Genomic DNA, 14144 nt, shown 5'->3' with positions numbered 1-14144 from the left:
TTTATCCTCTTTCTCCGCGAATAGACACCGGAGGGAACGGATAACGTTCACCGCGCTCTACCCAGTCCATAAAATCTGCACGTGCGCCTGGGAAATTGATTAGCGTCCAGCCCACCATGCCTTGGTTGCCACCATGGATGGGATCGCTAAAGAAACCTTCACGGGTGTTTTGCAGTAAGAAAGAGAAGAAGACCTTGGCCGGTACCTGAGTAAACTCCGCTTTCCCGCCTTCCATTTGGCTTAACAGATCGTCCTGCTTGTCCTGCGGTAATTCAGCAAAGATTTTGCCTGCCTGCTTTTTTGCGTAGTCATTGGCTTCGGCCACGCCTAAACGATAAATCTGCTGCGGCGTTAACGGCAGCTGATAGCCAAAATCATGTTCTGCATCAGGATTAAATGGCCCTTGCATATACCACTGTGAACCTGTGGCATACGGGGTATTCATTTGGCGATCGATGAACTCGGGTACGCCCGCTTCTAACGCGCCAGGACCACGATCGTCATTCGGGATCAAGCGTGCAGCGGCCGCTTGCACAAACGCATATTCTTCAGGAGTAAAAAAGGTAGGGTTGTAATCACGCGCCGTATGCTTTTCTGGCGCTTTAGGTTCAGTTGCATGAGCAACTATTGGAGCAGCCAGTGAACCAATACCTGTTCCACCGATAGCCACTGCGGGTACTAATGTTATTGTTTTTAGAAGGAAATCTCTTCTTGAGCTTCCAGATTTTTCTTTTGCCATGACATTGCCCATCTACAAAATGTTATCAGTTATTTAACACCATTTCCTTGCTGAATGTGTTGTTATGAAATATTTGCTTACGTTACGCTACGTTTGGAAATGACAGATTTGGCGTGAATAAACCGAATTGTTACGGGTAACTTACTGATTAGGGAGGAAAACGAGCGATAGACTATTGTGACTGAGTAAGTGTGACGGATCGCACAAAATGTTGATTATTTGGTTAAATAATCCACCATAAATCTAACAATTTTGCATACAACTCAAAAAAACGATCGTCCTTGTTGGCTAAAATGCTACCGATATGAACAAGCAACGCTCTCAGGCCCAGATTGAATTAATCATACTTATAAGACCGCAACACATCTGTTTTTCACCCCATAACAGCATAGTTGAAATATCGATTAGTGCTGCGGCTTATCCCTACGATGTGGGTCAGCGGCTGAGCTCGCGGCTACCTTCGTAAATGAGCCGTAACGCAAATGCTCCTACCACGGCACCGATCACCTTACTGATTACGCGTTGAATACGCGAATAACCACGGCGTACTACTGATAGGGAAAAAGCCTGACTCAGGAAAATGCGCCAAATAACTGAACTCATCACAATGCCAAACCATGTCAATAATTTGGCCCAAGTCGGCGTATCAGCACTCAGCGTCACCGAAAAAATACTGATAAAAAACAGTACGGTTTGCGGATTAGAGAGATCGGTAATCAGTCCACGACGGAAAAAAACCGCACCTTCACCGGGCACCAGCGTATGCAACGCGCCAATTTGTATATCATTTTGATTTTTCACTACGCCGTAGGCGTACCAAAGCAAATAGAGACCGCCTGCGATTTTGATGATTGAGAACAGGCTTTCAAACTGGGTCATCAAGGCCACCATACCGAATAGGCCAAGACCGGAATAAATCGCATCGCCTAGCGCCACGCCTAATCCCGTATGCACACCGGCGCGGCGCCCGGAAGATAAGCTAGTTTGAACCACCACAAAGAGGTTCGCCCCCGGATTAAAAAAGGTGAGCACAAACAGCCCAACGGTCACCCAAACCGCATGTAATGGTTCCATTATTCTTCCCGAGTTCGTCAACGTTAGTAACATGATGGTTAGGGGCATTATGAGAAGCTATTTAGCGTAACAACGTGCGCCAACTCACTGTTTATAAACAACACGCCATAGGATTTATTTTATCCTTGTGAGCCCTCAGTTTTGCTCCCCTTTTCTTCCCATCTCTAGGCAAACTGGCTAAAGTGATCTCCTCGCTGTCAGCCTCACTCACTGGATTCATCCCTATGCTATTACACCAACGCTCAATAACATCAACAGAACAGCATAATGCACCGTTTCTAAATCTTGATAATCAACAGTTGGAGCATCTTGATAACATTAAACTGGATGAAGGGCTGACTGGGTTTAGCGCTTATAACAACCAACTTAGCGACTATCCCGAGCAGATTGATAGCTTAACCAAGCTACAGGTGCTCAATATTTCCTGTAATCAGATCGCACATATTCCCGATTCTATTGGGCAGCTTCGCGCGCTGGAAATGCTCGATCTTGGGCATAATAAATTATCCGAATTACCCAACACGCTTGGTCAGCTAACTGAATTGGTCTATCTCTATTTGAGCAATAACCAGCTCAGCGATATTCCATCAACGTTGTCAGCGTTACATAAGCTGCGTTATCTGAATATTACGGATAACCATCTTACAAACATCCCTGAAACCGTTTTTGCCATGCGCGGCTTAGAAGAGCTGCGCTTATACAATAATAAGATATCGTCGTTTGCTGAAAAGATTGGTGAGCTTAAAAACCTCAAAGAGCTGCATTTAATGAATAATCATCTCAGCCAGTTCCCGGCCGAAATCAATCAGCTAACTCTGCTGCGCGTGCTAGATATATCGGGTAATCGCATTAAATCGATACCCGATGCCTTAACGCAATTAAGCCACCTGCAGGATCTTAATTTTAGATTCAATAATCTGTCTGAATTACCAGAAAGCATCGCCGCACTGACTGGGTTACAAACGCTGGATTTGCGGGCAAATAACCTCACTTCATTGCCAGACAGTATCTACACCCTCAAGAATCTTAAACGGCTCGATCTGCGTTGGAATTCATTTAGCCAATATCCGGCACAGCTAGCTCAGCTTGAAGAAAATGGCTGTCTGATTCATATCTAGTTTGGCTAGTCATTATCAACTGTTCGGACAAATAACAAATGTCGCTTAAGATTACGGTTCTGCTAGAAAATGATACCCGTCACGCTGATTTAAACAGCGGTGTAGGATTAAGTTTATGGCTGGATGATGGCGAACAGCGGATTTTATTTGATACGGGGCAGGATCAGCGCTTTTGTCATAATGCTCAACGCTTAGGAATAGATTTAAGCACCATCTCTTGCGTGGTGCTTTCACACGGGCATTACGATCACTTTGGTGGACTTCCCTATCTGATTCCTTACACGCCGCACAAGCCTGAGGTCATTTGTCACCCCGATGTGTTTCTCACACGCTACGCGGGGGGATTTATTGGCTCGCGCGCCATTAAAATTAAAAAAATATCCCCTGAAAATAACAAAGCTCAGTTACAAACCCATTTCCCTTTTCAGCTTTCACGCCAACCGGTGAACATCGGTAAGCGCTTTATTTTTGCCGGAGAAATCCCCCGCAGCAATCCCAATAAACGCTTCGGCTTAATTGAAAATAATATGGGCTATGAAACTGACTACGTCAGAGACGATAGCTGTTTGATCTGGCGTGGGAACCAAGGCTTAGTGGTCATTGTTGGCTGCTCGCATTCAGGCATCTGCGATATTATTGACTACGCCAAACAGATCACTGGAATAGATAAAGTCAGCGCCGTTATCGGCGGTCTGCATTTGCGTAGCGCAGGTCTGCCAGAGATGCTCCGCACCCGACGCTATTTCCAACAGCAAAATATCAATCTTATTTACGGTTGCCACTGTACCGGAAGTTGGGGTCGCTTATGGTTAAATGCTCAGCCGTTTAATACCGGCGATATTCTTAATCTAGAGTAGCTATCAAAAGATCACGATTTGCCCAATTCATATCCCACAGATATAATCCGCACCTAATCTAAAGAGAATTTATCTCTTGGTATCGAGTGTATTTCATGGTTTGCAGCTATTTCAAAAAATCCGTCACCAGACGCAGCTCCGCGCAATCGAAAGATGAAGCGTTGTTCGGAGCCTAATCAGCAGCCACCCGCTGCTTAAACTCTTCATCAGCCAGCTCGTTATCGGTCGTTTAATTACGTCGTTTTCGGCTAGCTGAAATTAAGGGTTGTACCCAAAATAATTCAAGTTGCTTGAAGGCGGCAAGCCCGTGAATCCTCAGGAGCTTACTCAAGTAAGTGACTGGGGTGAGCGGGAGTAGCCAACGCGTAAGCAGCTTGAAGTATGACGGGTTTGAGTCTCTCGCCACGCTTTATCTGTGGCCTTGATGTTGCAAAACATCCGTGACGGATTGTTGAAATAGACAATCTTTAAGCCGGGCCGCCAGCAGTGCGAACCGGCTTTTTTATTGAAAAAACTTGAGTATCAATACCATGACGCAACAACTTCATTGGAAAAAGGACATCGCCCTTTTCCTCTCAGCCCAAACAGTGACCCTGCTTGGTTCATCCATCGTGCAATACGCCATTATTTGGTACATCACGCTGACGACGTCTTCAGGGTTGATGATCACCATTTCGACGCTGTGCGGTTTTTTGCCTCAGCTCGTTATTTCGCTGTTTGCCGGTGTATGGGTAGATCGCTATAACCGCAAGTATGTCAGTATGATTTCGGACGCGGCTATCGCGCTGGTGACGCTGCTATTGGCTATTGCATTTATCTTAGGATACAAGCCGCTATGGTTGATCTTTGCCGTGTTAGCCGTTCGTTCTTTTGGCTCGGGGATTCAAACACCAACGGTGAATGCGATCATTCCTCAACTGGTGCCGAAAGATCATTTGATAAAGATAAATGGAATCAACAGCACATTAAGTTCGCTAAATATGCTGATTGCTCCGGCGGCCAGCGGCGTTCTGTATGCTTATTTCTCCATCGAGAAAATCTTCTTCGCCGACGTCATTACCGCCGCGATTGGCTTAGTGTTTATGTCGATGTTAAAGATCACCAAACTCACAAACGGCAATCTTGACGGTAAATCGACTATCAAGGCTATCGGTGAAGGCTTCCACTACCTTCGACAAAATCCGTTTATCCGCTATCTGATTATGTTCTTGATTGCCATGATGATCTTAATAAGCCCTGCGGCATTTATGACGCCCCTGATGGTCAGTCGTTCGTTTGGCCCAGAGGCATGGCGTTTAGCCATCAATGAAATGGCCTTTAGCAGCGGGGCCATTGCAGGCGGAATATTGATTGCGATGTGGGGAGGATTTACCAGCCGCCTACGCACGACCTTATTCGCTGGCGGAGCCTATGGCTTTTTCATGATTGCACTTGGCTGCGCGCCCCTATTCAGCATTTATCTGGTTTTTAATTTCCTGATAGGGATCACCATGCCGTGCTTTAACGCACCGGTGACTTCTCTTCTGCAGGAGAAAGTGATACCGGAAATGCACGGTAGAATTTTCAGCTTGGTACAGGTCGCCAACTGCTGTGCTTTGCCGCTGGGTATGGTGCTATTCGGCCCACTTGCCGATCATTTTCGCATCGAGCATTTACTGGTTATCGCCGGAGTATTGGTGCTTCTTCTTTGTGCTCAGCTCTTTGTGAAGAGGAAATTAGCTGAATAATAAATCGAATCATAGCAGGGGTTCGCCCCTGCTATATTCTTCGGCCAACAAGCCGAAAACCCAGTCATCATGCCATTTTCCCTGTAGAAAATAATTCTGCCGCAAGCAACCTTCCTGCTGAAAACCGCCGTGCAATAATAATCCCCGCGATGCCTCATTGCCTGAAGTCACCACCGCCTTTAGCTTGTGATAGCCACATTGTGAAAACGCAAAATCAATCAGCGCAGCGAGAGATTCTTTGCCATAGCCTTTGCGTTGAAATTTAGGGGGAATGATGAAACCAACTTCCGCCATACGATGTGGCAGCCATTCAGAAACAAAACCGGTCAATCCCACTCGCTGGCCAGAGTCTCTATCAATCATGACTAAGCACAACCATTGGGGCAGTTCTTTACGCCATTCAGGTAAGCGGCAATCGAAAGCAGCCAAAATTTGCTGCTCTGTTTGCGTATCGGCAATCAGCGCCATAGCTTGCTCATCACGGTAAAGATCGCTGAAAAATGCCCAGTCTGATTCATTTATTTGCCGCATGATTAGTCTTTGAGTTTCTAGTATCACCACCTATGCATCCTTAAAAATCGTTCACTCCGCAGCCATATTTCTGACAATATCACTACGAATTGACCTAGCCTAGGCACCCGCCATGATAAAAACTAGAGGCGGAATAAATTCCCGTGTAAAATCGCAGCCGTTTTTATTCTTTGAACATTTTGTGAGCGTAATATATGCACCAACCGCGTATTGGTTTTGTGTCTTTGGGTTGCCCGAAAAACCTAGTGGACTCCGAACGTATTCTGACCGAACTGCGCACCGAAGGTTATGATGTAGTCCCCCGCTACGACGACGCCGAACTCGTTATCGTGAACACCTGCGGTTTTATCGACAGCGCCGTGCAAGAATCGTTAGAGGCTATCGGTGAAGCGCTCAACGAAAATGGAAAAGTGATTGTTACCGGCTGTTTAGGGGCAAAAGAGAACCAGATCCGCGAGGTTCACCCTAAAGTTTTGGAAATCACTGGGCCACACAGCTACGAAGCCGTACTCGAGCACGTACACCAGTATGTGCCGAAACCAACGCATAATCCGTTTACCAGCTTGGTGCCGGAACAGGGTGTCAAACTCACGCCCAAACATTACGCTTACCTGAAGATATCCGAAGGCTGTAATCATCGCTGTACGTTCTGCATCATTCCATCCATGCGTGGCGATCTGGATAGCCGCCCGATTGGTTCCGTATTGGATGAGGCAAAACGTTTGGTTGATGCGGGCGTAAAAGAGCTGCTGGTTATTTCGCAGGATACCTCGGCCTACGGCGTTGACGTCAAACACCGCACCGGATTCTGGAACGGTCAGCCGGTGAAAACCAGCATGATCGGCCTGTGTGAACAGCTCTCCTCACTGGGTGTTTGGATCCGCCTGCATTACGTTTACCCCTATCCGCACGTGGATGACGTCATTCCATTGATGGCGGAAGGCAAAGTATTGCCGTATCTGGATATTCCGCTTCAGCACGCCAGTCCAAAAATCCTTAAACTGATGAAGCGCCCTGGCGCAGTTGAACGCACCCTTGAGCGCATCAAGCGCTGGCGCGAAATCTGCCCGCAGCTCACGTTGCGCTCGACGTTCATCGTTGGATTCCCTGGCGAGACCGAAGAAGACTTCCAGATGTTGCTCGATTTTCTGAGTGAAGCGAAACTCGACCGCGTTGGCTGTTTCAAATTCAGCCCGGTTGAAGGTGCCACCGCCAATGAGTTGGCTGACCAAGTGCCGGAAGAGGTGAAGGAAGAACGTTTCCACCGCTTTATGCAGCTGCAGCAGCAAATTTCAGCCCAGCGTCTGAAAGACAAAATTGGCCTGACACTTCCCGTTATCATTGATGAAGTGGATGAAGAAGGCGCTATTGGCCGCAGCATGGCTGATGCACCTGAAATCGACGGCGCAGTTTATCTCAACGGCGCAACCGCGCTGAAGATTGGCGACGTGGTTAACGTCACCATCGAAAACGTTGATGAATACGATATGTGGGGCAGCGTTAGCGCCTAAAAGCGGCGCTGATTTCTGCAACAAAAAGCCTGTTAGATGACTGATGCTGATCGTTTAAGAGATCGAGATACACGGGGCTAGCACACCGCGGGGCGCTCCGGCAGCTAAAGCTGCTACGACCCCATCGGTGTACTTCCCCTAAAATCACGCTTAAGTGGCCAGCATTAGTCGAATGACTGGCTTTTTACGTTAACCGCATATCAATTCAATGGCATCAACGTCGGATTCGAATACTGATACTCGAAGCCTAATTCTTTGCTGATTAAGCTACCATCCACCAGTTTTCCCTGCGAAGGCTTATCTTCATCGGCAAACTGCGGTGGCTCCAGTCCTAAAGCCCGCGCTAGAGGCGGATAAAAATCGGCTTTAGTCGGATGGATCGGCGCACACAGGTTATACACATGCCCACCCTGCGGCAGTTTGAGCAGCATCTGAATAGCCGCAATCACGTCGTCCTGATGCACCAGATTCACGCCGCTGTTGGCACCAGAAATACCTGTTTTTCCCGCGAGAAAACGTCCCGGATTACGCCCTGCGCCAACCAATCCTGCCAAGCGCAAAATATCAACCGAGGTATTTGGCAAATCGTGCAGCCACGTTTCTAACTCAGCTAAGGTGCGGCCAGCACTGGTATTAGGCTGCAGCTCAGAGCGCTCATTGACGGTGCCAACGGCGTCGCCATAAACCGAGGTAGAGCTTAGGAAGATAATCCGTGGAACGTTGTGCGCCAAAGCGCTATCCACCAAAAGCTGAACCGCATGCAAATAGCGCTCGCCCTCTTCTGGCTTGCGGCTGGCTGGCAGCGTAATCACTAAAGCATCGGCATCAAGCAGCTGCTCTAGATCGTCTTGCTCACACTCGAGCTCGGGCGTCATCACCAACGGATAACATTCGATCCCGCTCATACGTGCAGCTTCAACGCCGTCGGAGGTGGTTTTACTGCCAACCACCTGATAGCCATGCCCCAGCAGAGATAGGGCCAACGGCATACCAACCCAACCAAGTCCTACTATTGATATTTTTTTCATTGCGGCCCTCTCAATACGCATGACCTGCGACCTAGTCGCACTATTTATTTCAATGAATTATGCATGGAAAACAATTTATTCATATAAATCAGGCTACGCCACTCTCTCTGTTTATACAATTTCCACGCTATATCGTGCAGTAAAGTATTGTCAGTAATAATCAATCATGCTGGGTAAATGAAACAAAAACGAAATATTAAACTTTTCTCGCCATGATGCGGCAATAGATAAAATAAAAAATGACCACAAAAAAGGGGTTGCCATCCCCCCTGTATTTGGTTTAGGTTAATTTACAGTTAACGCAGACAATAGTGTCTGCCAAATTATTGGATTACAAAAATGCTTACTCGCGTTCAGTTCAGCCACCATCATCACCATCATCCTGACTAGTCTGACAGGCCGATGAGTGCTGGAAGACGGTTAACAATCTTCCAGTGGCGCAGAACGCAAAAGAGAGCCCTCGGAAGATTATCTTCCGAGGGCTTTTTTGTTGCCCAAAGATCGCTAAATGACACCACAGAATTTAAAAAATATTAAGGGAAGCCACATGTTAGACAAAACTCGTTTACGTATCGCCATGCAAAAATCCGGTCGCCTGAGCGAAGACTCTCAGGAGCTTCTGGCACGCTGCGGTATTAAAATTAATCTACAGCAGCAACGCTTGATCGCCTTCGCTGAAAACATGCCTATCGATATTCTGCGCGTTCGCGATGACGATATCCCCGGATTGGTGATGGATGGCGTTGTCGATTTAGGCATCATTGGCGAGAACGTTTTGGAAGAAGAGCTGCTGAGCCGTCGCGCTCAGGGCGAAGATCCGCGCTACTTCACCCTGCGCCGCTTGGATTTCGGCAGCTGTCGTTTATCACTGGCGATGCCGCTAGACGTTCCTTACGACGGCCCGCAGTGTTTGCAAGATTCCCGCATCGCGACCTCCTACCCACACCTGCTAAAGCAATACCTCGATAAACAAAATATCCGCTTTAAATCGTGCCTGCTGAACGGCTCGGTGGAAGTTGCGCCACGCGCGGGCCTTTCCGATGCGATCTGCGATTTGGTGTCTACCGGCGCAACGTTAGAAGCTAACGGCCTGCGTGAAGTTGAGGTGATTTATCGCTCCAAAGCCTGTCTGATCCAGCGCGATGGCGAAATGCCAGCGGCTAAGCAAGAGCTGATCGACAAGCTGATGACCCGTATTCAAGGCGTGATTCAAGCTCGCGAATCCAAATACATCATGCTGCACGCGCCAAGCGACAAGCTAGAACAAATTATTCAGCTGTTGCCGGGGGCTGAACGTCCAACATTACTGCCGCTGGCCGGCGACCAAAACCGTGTCGCCATGCACATGGTGAGCAGCGAAACCCTGTTCTGGGAAACCATGGAAAAACTGAAGTCTCTGGGTGCTAGCTCGATTCTGGTTCTGCCAATCGAAAAAATGATGGAGTAATGGCGATGATTGCTGCTGATAAGAAAACGAGCTTTAACAACATCACTTTCTGGAACGAATGCGATGCGCAGCAGCAACAAGCGCTGTTGCAACGTCCTGCAGTCGCCGCGTCTGACTCCATAAGCGCCAGCGTGGCAGATATTTTACGGCAGGTTAAATCCGGCGGCGATGCGGCACTGCGCGAGCTGAGCGCCAAATTCGATAAAGTCGATATTGCTACTTTGCGCGTCAGCGTGAGCGACATCGATCAGGCAGCCTCTCGCTTAGACGCAGAAATCAAAGCGGCTATGCAGCAGGCCGCCCAAAATATCGAAAAATTCCACGTCGCCCAGATTTTGCCTGTGGTGGATATCGAAACCCAGCCCGGCGTACGTTGCCAGCAGGTTACCCGCCCACTTGCATCGGTCGGTTTATACATTCCCGGCGGTACTGCGCCGCTGCTATCCACCGTATTAATGCTCGGTATTCCGGCGCGCGTCGCTGGCTGTCAGCGAGTCGTGTTGTGTTCGCCCCCGCCGATTGCCAACGAAATCCTCTATGCCGCCTCGCTGTGTGGCATCACAGAGGTGTTTCAGGTCGGCGGTGCACAGGCTATTGCGGCACTTGCCTTTGGCAGTGAATCGATCCCTAAAGTGGATAAAATTTTTGGGCCGGGCAATGCTTACGTCACCGAAGCCAAACGTCAGGTAAGCCAAAGCATCGACGGCGCAGCCATCGACATGCCTGCTGGCCCGTCTGAAGTTCTGGTGATTGCCGATGAAAAAGCCACGCCGGCATTTATCGCCGCCGATTTGCTCTCTCAGGCCGAACACGGTCCTGATTCACAGGTCATTTTGCTCACGCCCGATGCCGAAATAGCCAAACGCGTCGCCGTTGAAGTGGAAGCACAGCTCGCAACCCTGTCACGTGCCGACATCGCCCGTCAGGCGCTGGACTCAAGCCGTTTGATTGTCACTTCGTCATTAGCGGAGTGCATCGATATCAGCAACCGTTATGGTCCTGAGCACCTGATTATCCAGACCCGCGAACCACGCCAATGGATTGACAAAATCACTAGCGCAGGTTCGGTGTTTCTTGGCGACTGGTCGCCCGAATCTGCGGGCGACTACGCGTCTGGCACTAACCACGTGCTGCCAACCTACGGCTACACCGCAACCCACTCCAGCCTCGGTTTAGCGGATTTTCAAAAACGCATGACCGTTCAACAAATTAGCGCCGATGGCCTACTCGGCTTAGCGCCGGTGATTGAAGCGATGGCGGCGGCAGAGCTGCTGACCGCCCACAAAAATGCCGTCACCCTGCGCGTTGCTGCGCTCCAGTCTCAGCAGAAGGAGAAAAACTAATGAGCTCCAGCATTGAAGAATTGGCCCGCGCCAACGTGCGCAAATTAGTCCCTTATCAATCTGCTCGCCGTCTGGGCGGTAAGGGCGACGTGTGGTTAAACGCCAACGAATATCCGATTGGCACGGCCTATCAACTCAGCGCCGATACTTTTAACCGTTATCCAGAATGTCAGCCACAGGCCGTAATTAATAACTATGCGTCCTACGCGGGCGTCAACGCCGACCAGGTTTTAGTCAGCCGTGGCGCCGATGAAGGCATTGAGCTTCTGATCCGCGCATTCTGTGAGCCGGGCCAAGATGCGGTGCTGTATTGCCCACCGACATACGGTATGTACGGCGTAAGCGCTGAAACCTTTGGCGTTGAACGCCGCACGGTAGCATTACGTGAAGACTGGCAGTTGGATTTACCGGCCATTGAACAAAATCTGGCTGGCGTGAAGCTGATTTACGTCTGTAGCCCTAATAACCCAACCGGCAACTTGCTTAGCCCAACTGATTTACGCCAGCTGTTAGAGCTGACCGCAGGAAAAGCCATCGTGGCCGTTGATGAGGCCTATATCGAGTTCGCACCGCACGCTACGCTGGTGCCTTGGCTGGCTGAGTTTCCGCACATGGTCGTATTGCGTACCCTGTCTAAAGCATTCGCTTTGGCAGGTTTGCGCTGTGGCTTCACGCTCGGCAGTCCTGAAATGATCACTTTGCTATTGAAAGTCATTGCACCTTATCCACTTTCAACGCCGGTTGCCGATATCGCCGCACAGGCGCTCTCGCCAGACGGTGTGGCAGCGATGCGCCAACGCGTGCAAACCATTCTAGAAAACCGCGCGCTGTTGGTGAAAGCCTTAACCGAATGTGACTGCGTAGAGGCCGTTTATCCCGGCGAAGGCAACTATTTAGTCTTCCGCTGTTCAGCCGCCGCTGCGGTGTTTAAATCGCTCTGGGATCAAGGCATTATCTTACGAGATCAAAGCAAACAACCCAGTCTGTCGAACTGCTTAAGGATCACCATAGGCACACAGGCAGAAAACAACCAAGTGATTGCAGCCCTGCGCGCGTTCCCTAATGCCGTAGCCGCTAAAGAATTCAGCAAGGAGGCCGTGTGAGCCAGAAGTTTCTTTTTATCGACCGTGATGGAACCCTAATTAGCGAACCACCGGTTGATTTTCAGGTCGACCGCTTGGACAAATTGGCGTTTGAACCTGCCGTTATCCCTGCGCTGCTGAAGCTACAGCAGGCGGGTTATCGTCTGGTGATGATCACCAATCAAGACGGCTTAGGCACAGCCAGCTTTCCGCAGACCGATTTTGACGGCCCGCATAACTTGATGATGCAGATTTTTACGTCGCAAGGCGTGGTCTTCGATGACGTGCTGATCTGTCCGCACCTGCCCGCCGACAACTGCACCTGCCGTAAGCCAAAAACCGAGCTGGTGCAGGCATACCTGAACCCTGAAGTGATGGACTATGCCGCCTCACGCGTCATCGGTGACCGTGAAACAGACGTTCAGCTGGCAGAAAACATGGGCATCGCCGGCATTCGCTACAACGCCGAAAATCGCGGTTGGGCACACATCGCCGAAGAGCTGACTAAACGCGACCGCCACGCGCAGGTGAACCGCGTTACGCGTGAAACCGCAATCAACGTTGACGTGTGGCTCGACCGTGAAGGTGAAAGCCACATTCGCACCGGCGTCGGCTTCTTTGATCACATGCTCGATCAAATTGCCACCCACGGCGGTTTCCGCATGAACATCGAGGTTAAGGGCGATCTGTATATCGACGATCACCACACCGTGGAAGATACCGCGCTGGCATTGGGCGAAGCGTTGAAAAAAGCGCTGGGCGATAAACGCGGCATTTCTCGTTTTGGCTTTGTGCTGCCGATGGATGAATGCTTGGCGCGCTGCGCGTTGGATATCTCTGGCCGCCCTTATCTGGTTTATAAGGCCGAGTTTACCCACCAGCGGGTGGGCGATCTCAGCACCGAAATGGTTGAGCACTTTTTCCAATCTCTGGCCTATGCCATGGGGATCACCTTGCACTTGAAAACCAAAGGGAAAAACGATCACCACCGCGTAGAGAGCTTATTTAAGGTCTTTGGCCGCACGCTGCGTCAGGCCATTCGCGTTGAGGGCGATACTCTGCCAAGCTCGAAAGGGGTTTTATGATGGCCGACACTAACGTTGTGATTCTGGATACCGGCTGTGCCAACTTATCCTCGGTGAAATATGCGATTCAGCGGTTGGGCTATGAGCCAAAAATCAGCCGTGAACCCGATGTGGTCCTCACTGCTGATAAGTTATTCCTTCCCGGTGTGGGAACGTCACAAGCCGCGATGCAACAGTTGCGCGAGCGTAATCTGATTGAGCTGATTAAAGCCTGTACTCAGCCCGTTTTGGGGATCTGCCTCGGCATGCAACTGCTGGCTAGCCGCAGCGATGAAGGTAATACCGATACATTAGGCATTATCGATACTCCCGTCGAAACCATGAAAGATTATGGGCTGCCATTACCGCACATGGGCTGGAACCAAGTGTCCGCCCTCGCCGGTCATCGCCTTTTCCAAGGGCTGGAAGACGGTGCCTATTTCTATTTTGTGCACGGTTATGCCTATCCCGTGTGCGAAAACACCATCGCACAAGCGAACTACGGCGCGCCCTTTAGCGCTGCGGTGCAAAAAGACAATTTCTTCGGTGTGCAGTTCCACCCTGAGCGCTCCGGCGCAGCCGGTGCTCAGCTATTAAAAAACTTTCTGGAATTGTCACTTTAA

The 14144-nt window shown here is 49.7% G+C and carries 14 protein-coding genes and 1 other annotated feature; of the genes, 10 read left to right on the top strand and 4 right to left on the bottom strand.

Annotated elements, in window-relative coordinates:
* Nucleotide 1: 1 nt before the first annotated feature.
* Nucleotides 2-739, bottom strand: coding sequence for a gluconate 2-dehydrogenase subunit 3 family protein (locus tag BN1044_RS14370; RefSeq protein WP_072309333.1), 738 nt, complete (start codon nt 737-739; stop codon nt 2-4).
* 435 nt (nt 740-1174) lie between these two features.
* A complete protein-coding gene (locus BN1044_RS14365; protein WP_072309281.1) occupies nt 1175-1813 on the bottom strand; it encodes a homoserine/threonine efflux transporter in 639 nt (212 codons plus the stop codon).
* A gap of 224 nt (nt 1814-2037) precedes the next feature.
* Here BN1044_RS14365 and BN1044_RS14360 point away from each other — a divergent pair, with 224 nt between their 5' ends.
* From BN1044_RS14360 to BN1044_RS14350, 3 genes are all read left to right on the top strand, one after another.
* A complete protein-coding gene (locus tag BN1044_RS14360; RefSeq protein ID WP_072309280.1) occupies nt 2038-2931 on the top strand; it encodes a leucine-rich repeat domain-containing protein in 894 nt (297 codons plus the stop codon).
* Between the two features lie 38 nt (nt 2932-2969).
* The gene (locus BN1044_RS14355) at nt 2970-3788 is read left to right on the top strand and encodes an MBL fold metallo-hydrolase (RefSeq protein WP_072309279.1); all 819 of its coding nucleotides are present in this window, start codon (nt 2970-2972) and stop codon (nt 3786-3788) included.
* A 530-nt stretch (nt 3789-4318) separates the two neighbouring features.
* Nucleotides 4319-5515 (top strand): MFS transporter, encoded by a 1197-nt coding sequence (locus BN1044_RS14350; protein WP_072309278.1) that lies wholly within the window; start codon nt 4319-4321, stop codon nt 5513-5515.
* Between the two features lie 9 nt (nt 5516-5524).
* On the opposite strand, the gene BN1044_RS14345 is transcribed toward BN1044_RS14350, so the two are convergent.
* Nucleotides 5525-6046: a GNAT family N-acetyltransferase gene (locus tag BN1044_RS14345; protein WP_211095604.1), complete on the bottom strand. Its 522-nt coding sequence runs from the start codon at nt 6044-6046 to the stop codon at nt 5525-5527.
* A gap of 194 nt (nt 6047-6240) precedes the next feature.
* Between BN1044_RS14345 and rimO the strand changes: the two genes are divergently transcribed.
* Complete coding sequence (gene rimO / locus BN1044_RS14340; protein ID WP_072309277.1) at nt 6241-7557, top strand: 30S ribosomal protein S12 methylthiotransferase RimO; 1317 nt, start codon at nt 6241-6243, stop codon at nt 7555-7557.
* Between the two features lie 200 nt (nt 7558-7757).
* Here the strand turns inward: rimO and BN1044_RS14335 are convergent, their stop codons facing one another.
* Nucleotides 7758-8585 carry an SDR family oxidoreductase gene (locus BN1044_RS14335; RefSeq protein WP_072309276.1) on the bottom strand — a complete coding sequence of 276 codons (828 nt, stop codon included), beginning with the start codon at nt 8583-8585 and terminating at the stop codon, nt 7758-7760.
* Between the two features lie 339 nt (nt 8586-8924).
* Here BN1044_RS14335 and hisL point away from each other — a divergent pair, with 339 nt between their 5' ends.
* The 6 genes from hisL (at nt 8925) to hisH (ending at nt 14144) form a co-directional block, all read left to right on the top strand.
* Nucleotides 8925-8975, top strand: coding sequence for a his operon leader peptide (gene hisL / locus BN1044_RS23400; protein ID WP_102961614.1), 51 nt, complete (start codon nt 8925-8927; stop codon nt 8973-8975).
* Nucleotides 8951-9076, top strand: a sequence feature (His leader region). (Overlaps the previous gene by 25 nt.)
* A 56-nt stretch (nt 9077-9132) precedes the next feature.
* Nucleotides 9133-10032: an ATP phosphoribosyltransferase gene (gene hisG, locus BN1044_RS14330; protein WP_004095958.1), complete on the top strand. Its 900-nt coding sequence runs from the start codon at nt 9133-9135 to the stop codon at nt 10030-10032.
* A 5-nt stretch (nt 10033-10037) separates the two neighbouring features.
* Nucleotides 10038-11375, top strand: a complete 1338-nt coding sequence (gene hisD, locus BN1044_RS14325) for a histidinol dehydrogenase (protein WP_072309331.1) — start codon at nt 10038-10040, stop codon at nt 11373-11375.
* On the top strand, nt 11375-12478 hold the full coding sequence (hisC, locus tag BN1044_RS14320) for a histidinol-phosphate transaminase (protein WP_072309275.1): 1104 nt from the start codon (nt 11375-11377) through the stop codon (nt 12476-12478). The genes hisD and hisC overlap by 1 nt, the downstream gene beginning before the upstream one ends.
* On the top strand, nt 12475-13542 hold the full coding sequence (hisB, locus tag BN1044_RS14315) for a bifunctional histidinol-phosphatase/imidazoleglycerol-phosphate dehydratase HisB (RefSeq protein ID WP_072309274.1): 1068 nt from the start codon (nt 12475-12477) through the stop codon (nt 13540-13542). Before hisC ends, hisB begins: the two co-directional genes overlap by 4 nt.
* Complete coding sequence (hisH, locus tag BN1044_RS14310; protein ID WP_096386968.1) at nt 13542-14144, top strand: imidazole glycerol phosphate synthase subunit HisH; 603 nt, start codon at nt 13542-13544, stop codon at nt 14142-14144. The genes hisB and hisH overlap by 1 nt, the downstream gene beginning before the upstream one ends.

The sequence above is a fragment of the Hafnia alvei genome (assembly GCF_900095695.1).
Taxonomy (GTDB): Bacteria; Pseudomonadota; Gammaproteobacteria; order Enterobacterales; family Enterobacteriaceae; genus Hafnia; species Hafnia alvei_B.
This window is presented reverse-complemented; position numbering and strand designations above follow the sequence as displayed.

Coding starts and splice junctions, on each gene's coding strand:
- BN1044_RS14370 (WP_072309333.1), bottom strand. CDS start 739: ATGGCAAAAGAAAAATCTGGAAGCTCAAGAAGAGATTTCCTTCTAAAA.
- BN1044_RS14365 (WP_072309281.1), bottom strand. CDS start 1,813: ATGGAACCATTACATGCGGTTTGGGTGACCGTTGGGCTGTTTGTGCTC.
- BN1044_RS14360 (WP_072309280.1), top strand. CDS start 2,038: ATGCTATTACACCAACGCTCAATAACATCAACAGAACAGCATAATGCA.
- BN1044_RS14355 (WP_072309279.1), top strand. CDS start 2,970: ATGTCGCTTAAGATTACGGTTCTGCTAGAAAATGATACCCGTCACGCT.
- BN1044_RS14350 (WP_072309278.1), top strand. CDS start 4,319: ATGACGCAACAACTTCATTGGAAAAAGGACATCGCCCTTTTCCTCTCA.
- BN1044_RS14345 (WP_211095604.1), bottom strand. CDS start 6,046: ATGCGGCAAATAAATGAATCAGACTGGGCATTTTTCAGCGATCTTTAC.
- rimO (WP_072309277.1), top strand. CDS start 6,241: ATGCACCAACCGCGTATTGGTTTTGTGTCTTTGGGTTGCCCGAAAAAC.
- BN1044_RS14335 (WP_072309276.1), bottom strand. CDS start 8,585: ATGAAAAAAATATCAATAGTAGGACTTGGTTGGGTTGGTATGCCGTTG.
- hisG (WP_004095958.1), top strand. CDS start 9,133: ATGTTAGACAAAACTCGTTTACGTATCGCCATGCAAAAATCCGGTCGC.
- hisD (WP_072309331.1), top strand. CDS start 10,038: ATGATTGCTGCTGATAAGAAAACGAGCTTTAACAACATCACTTTCTGG.
- hisC (WP_072309275.1), top strand. CDS start 11,375: ATGAGCTCCAGCATTGAAGAATTGGCCCGCGCCAACGTGCGCAAATTA.
- hisH (WP_096386968.1), top strand. CDS start 13,542: ATGGCCGACACTAACGTTGTGATTCTGGATACCGGCTGTGCCAACTTA.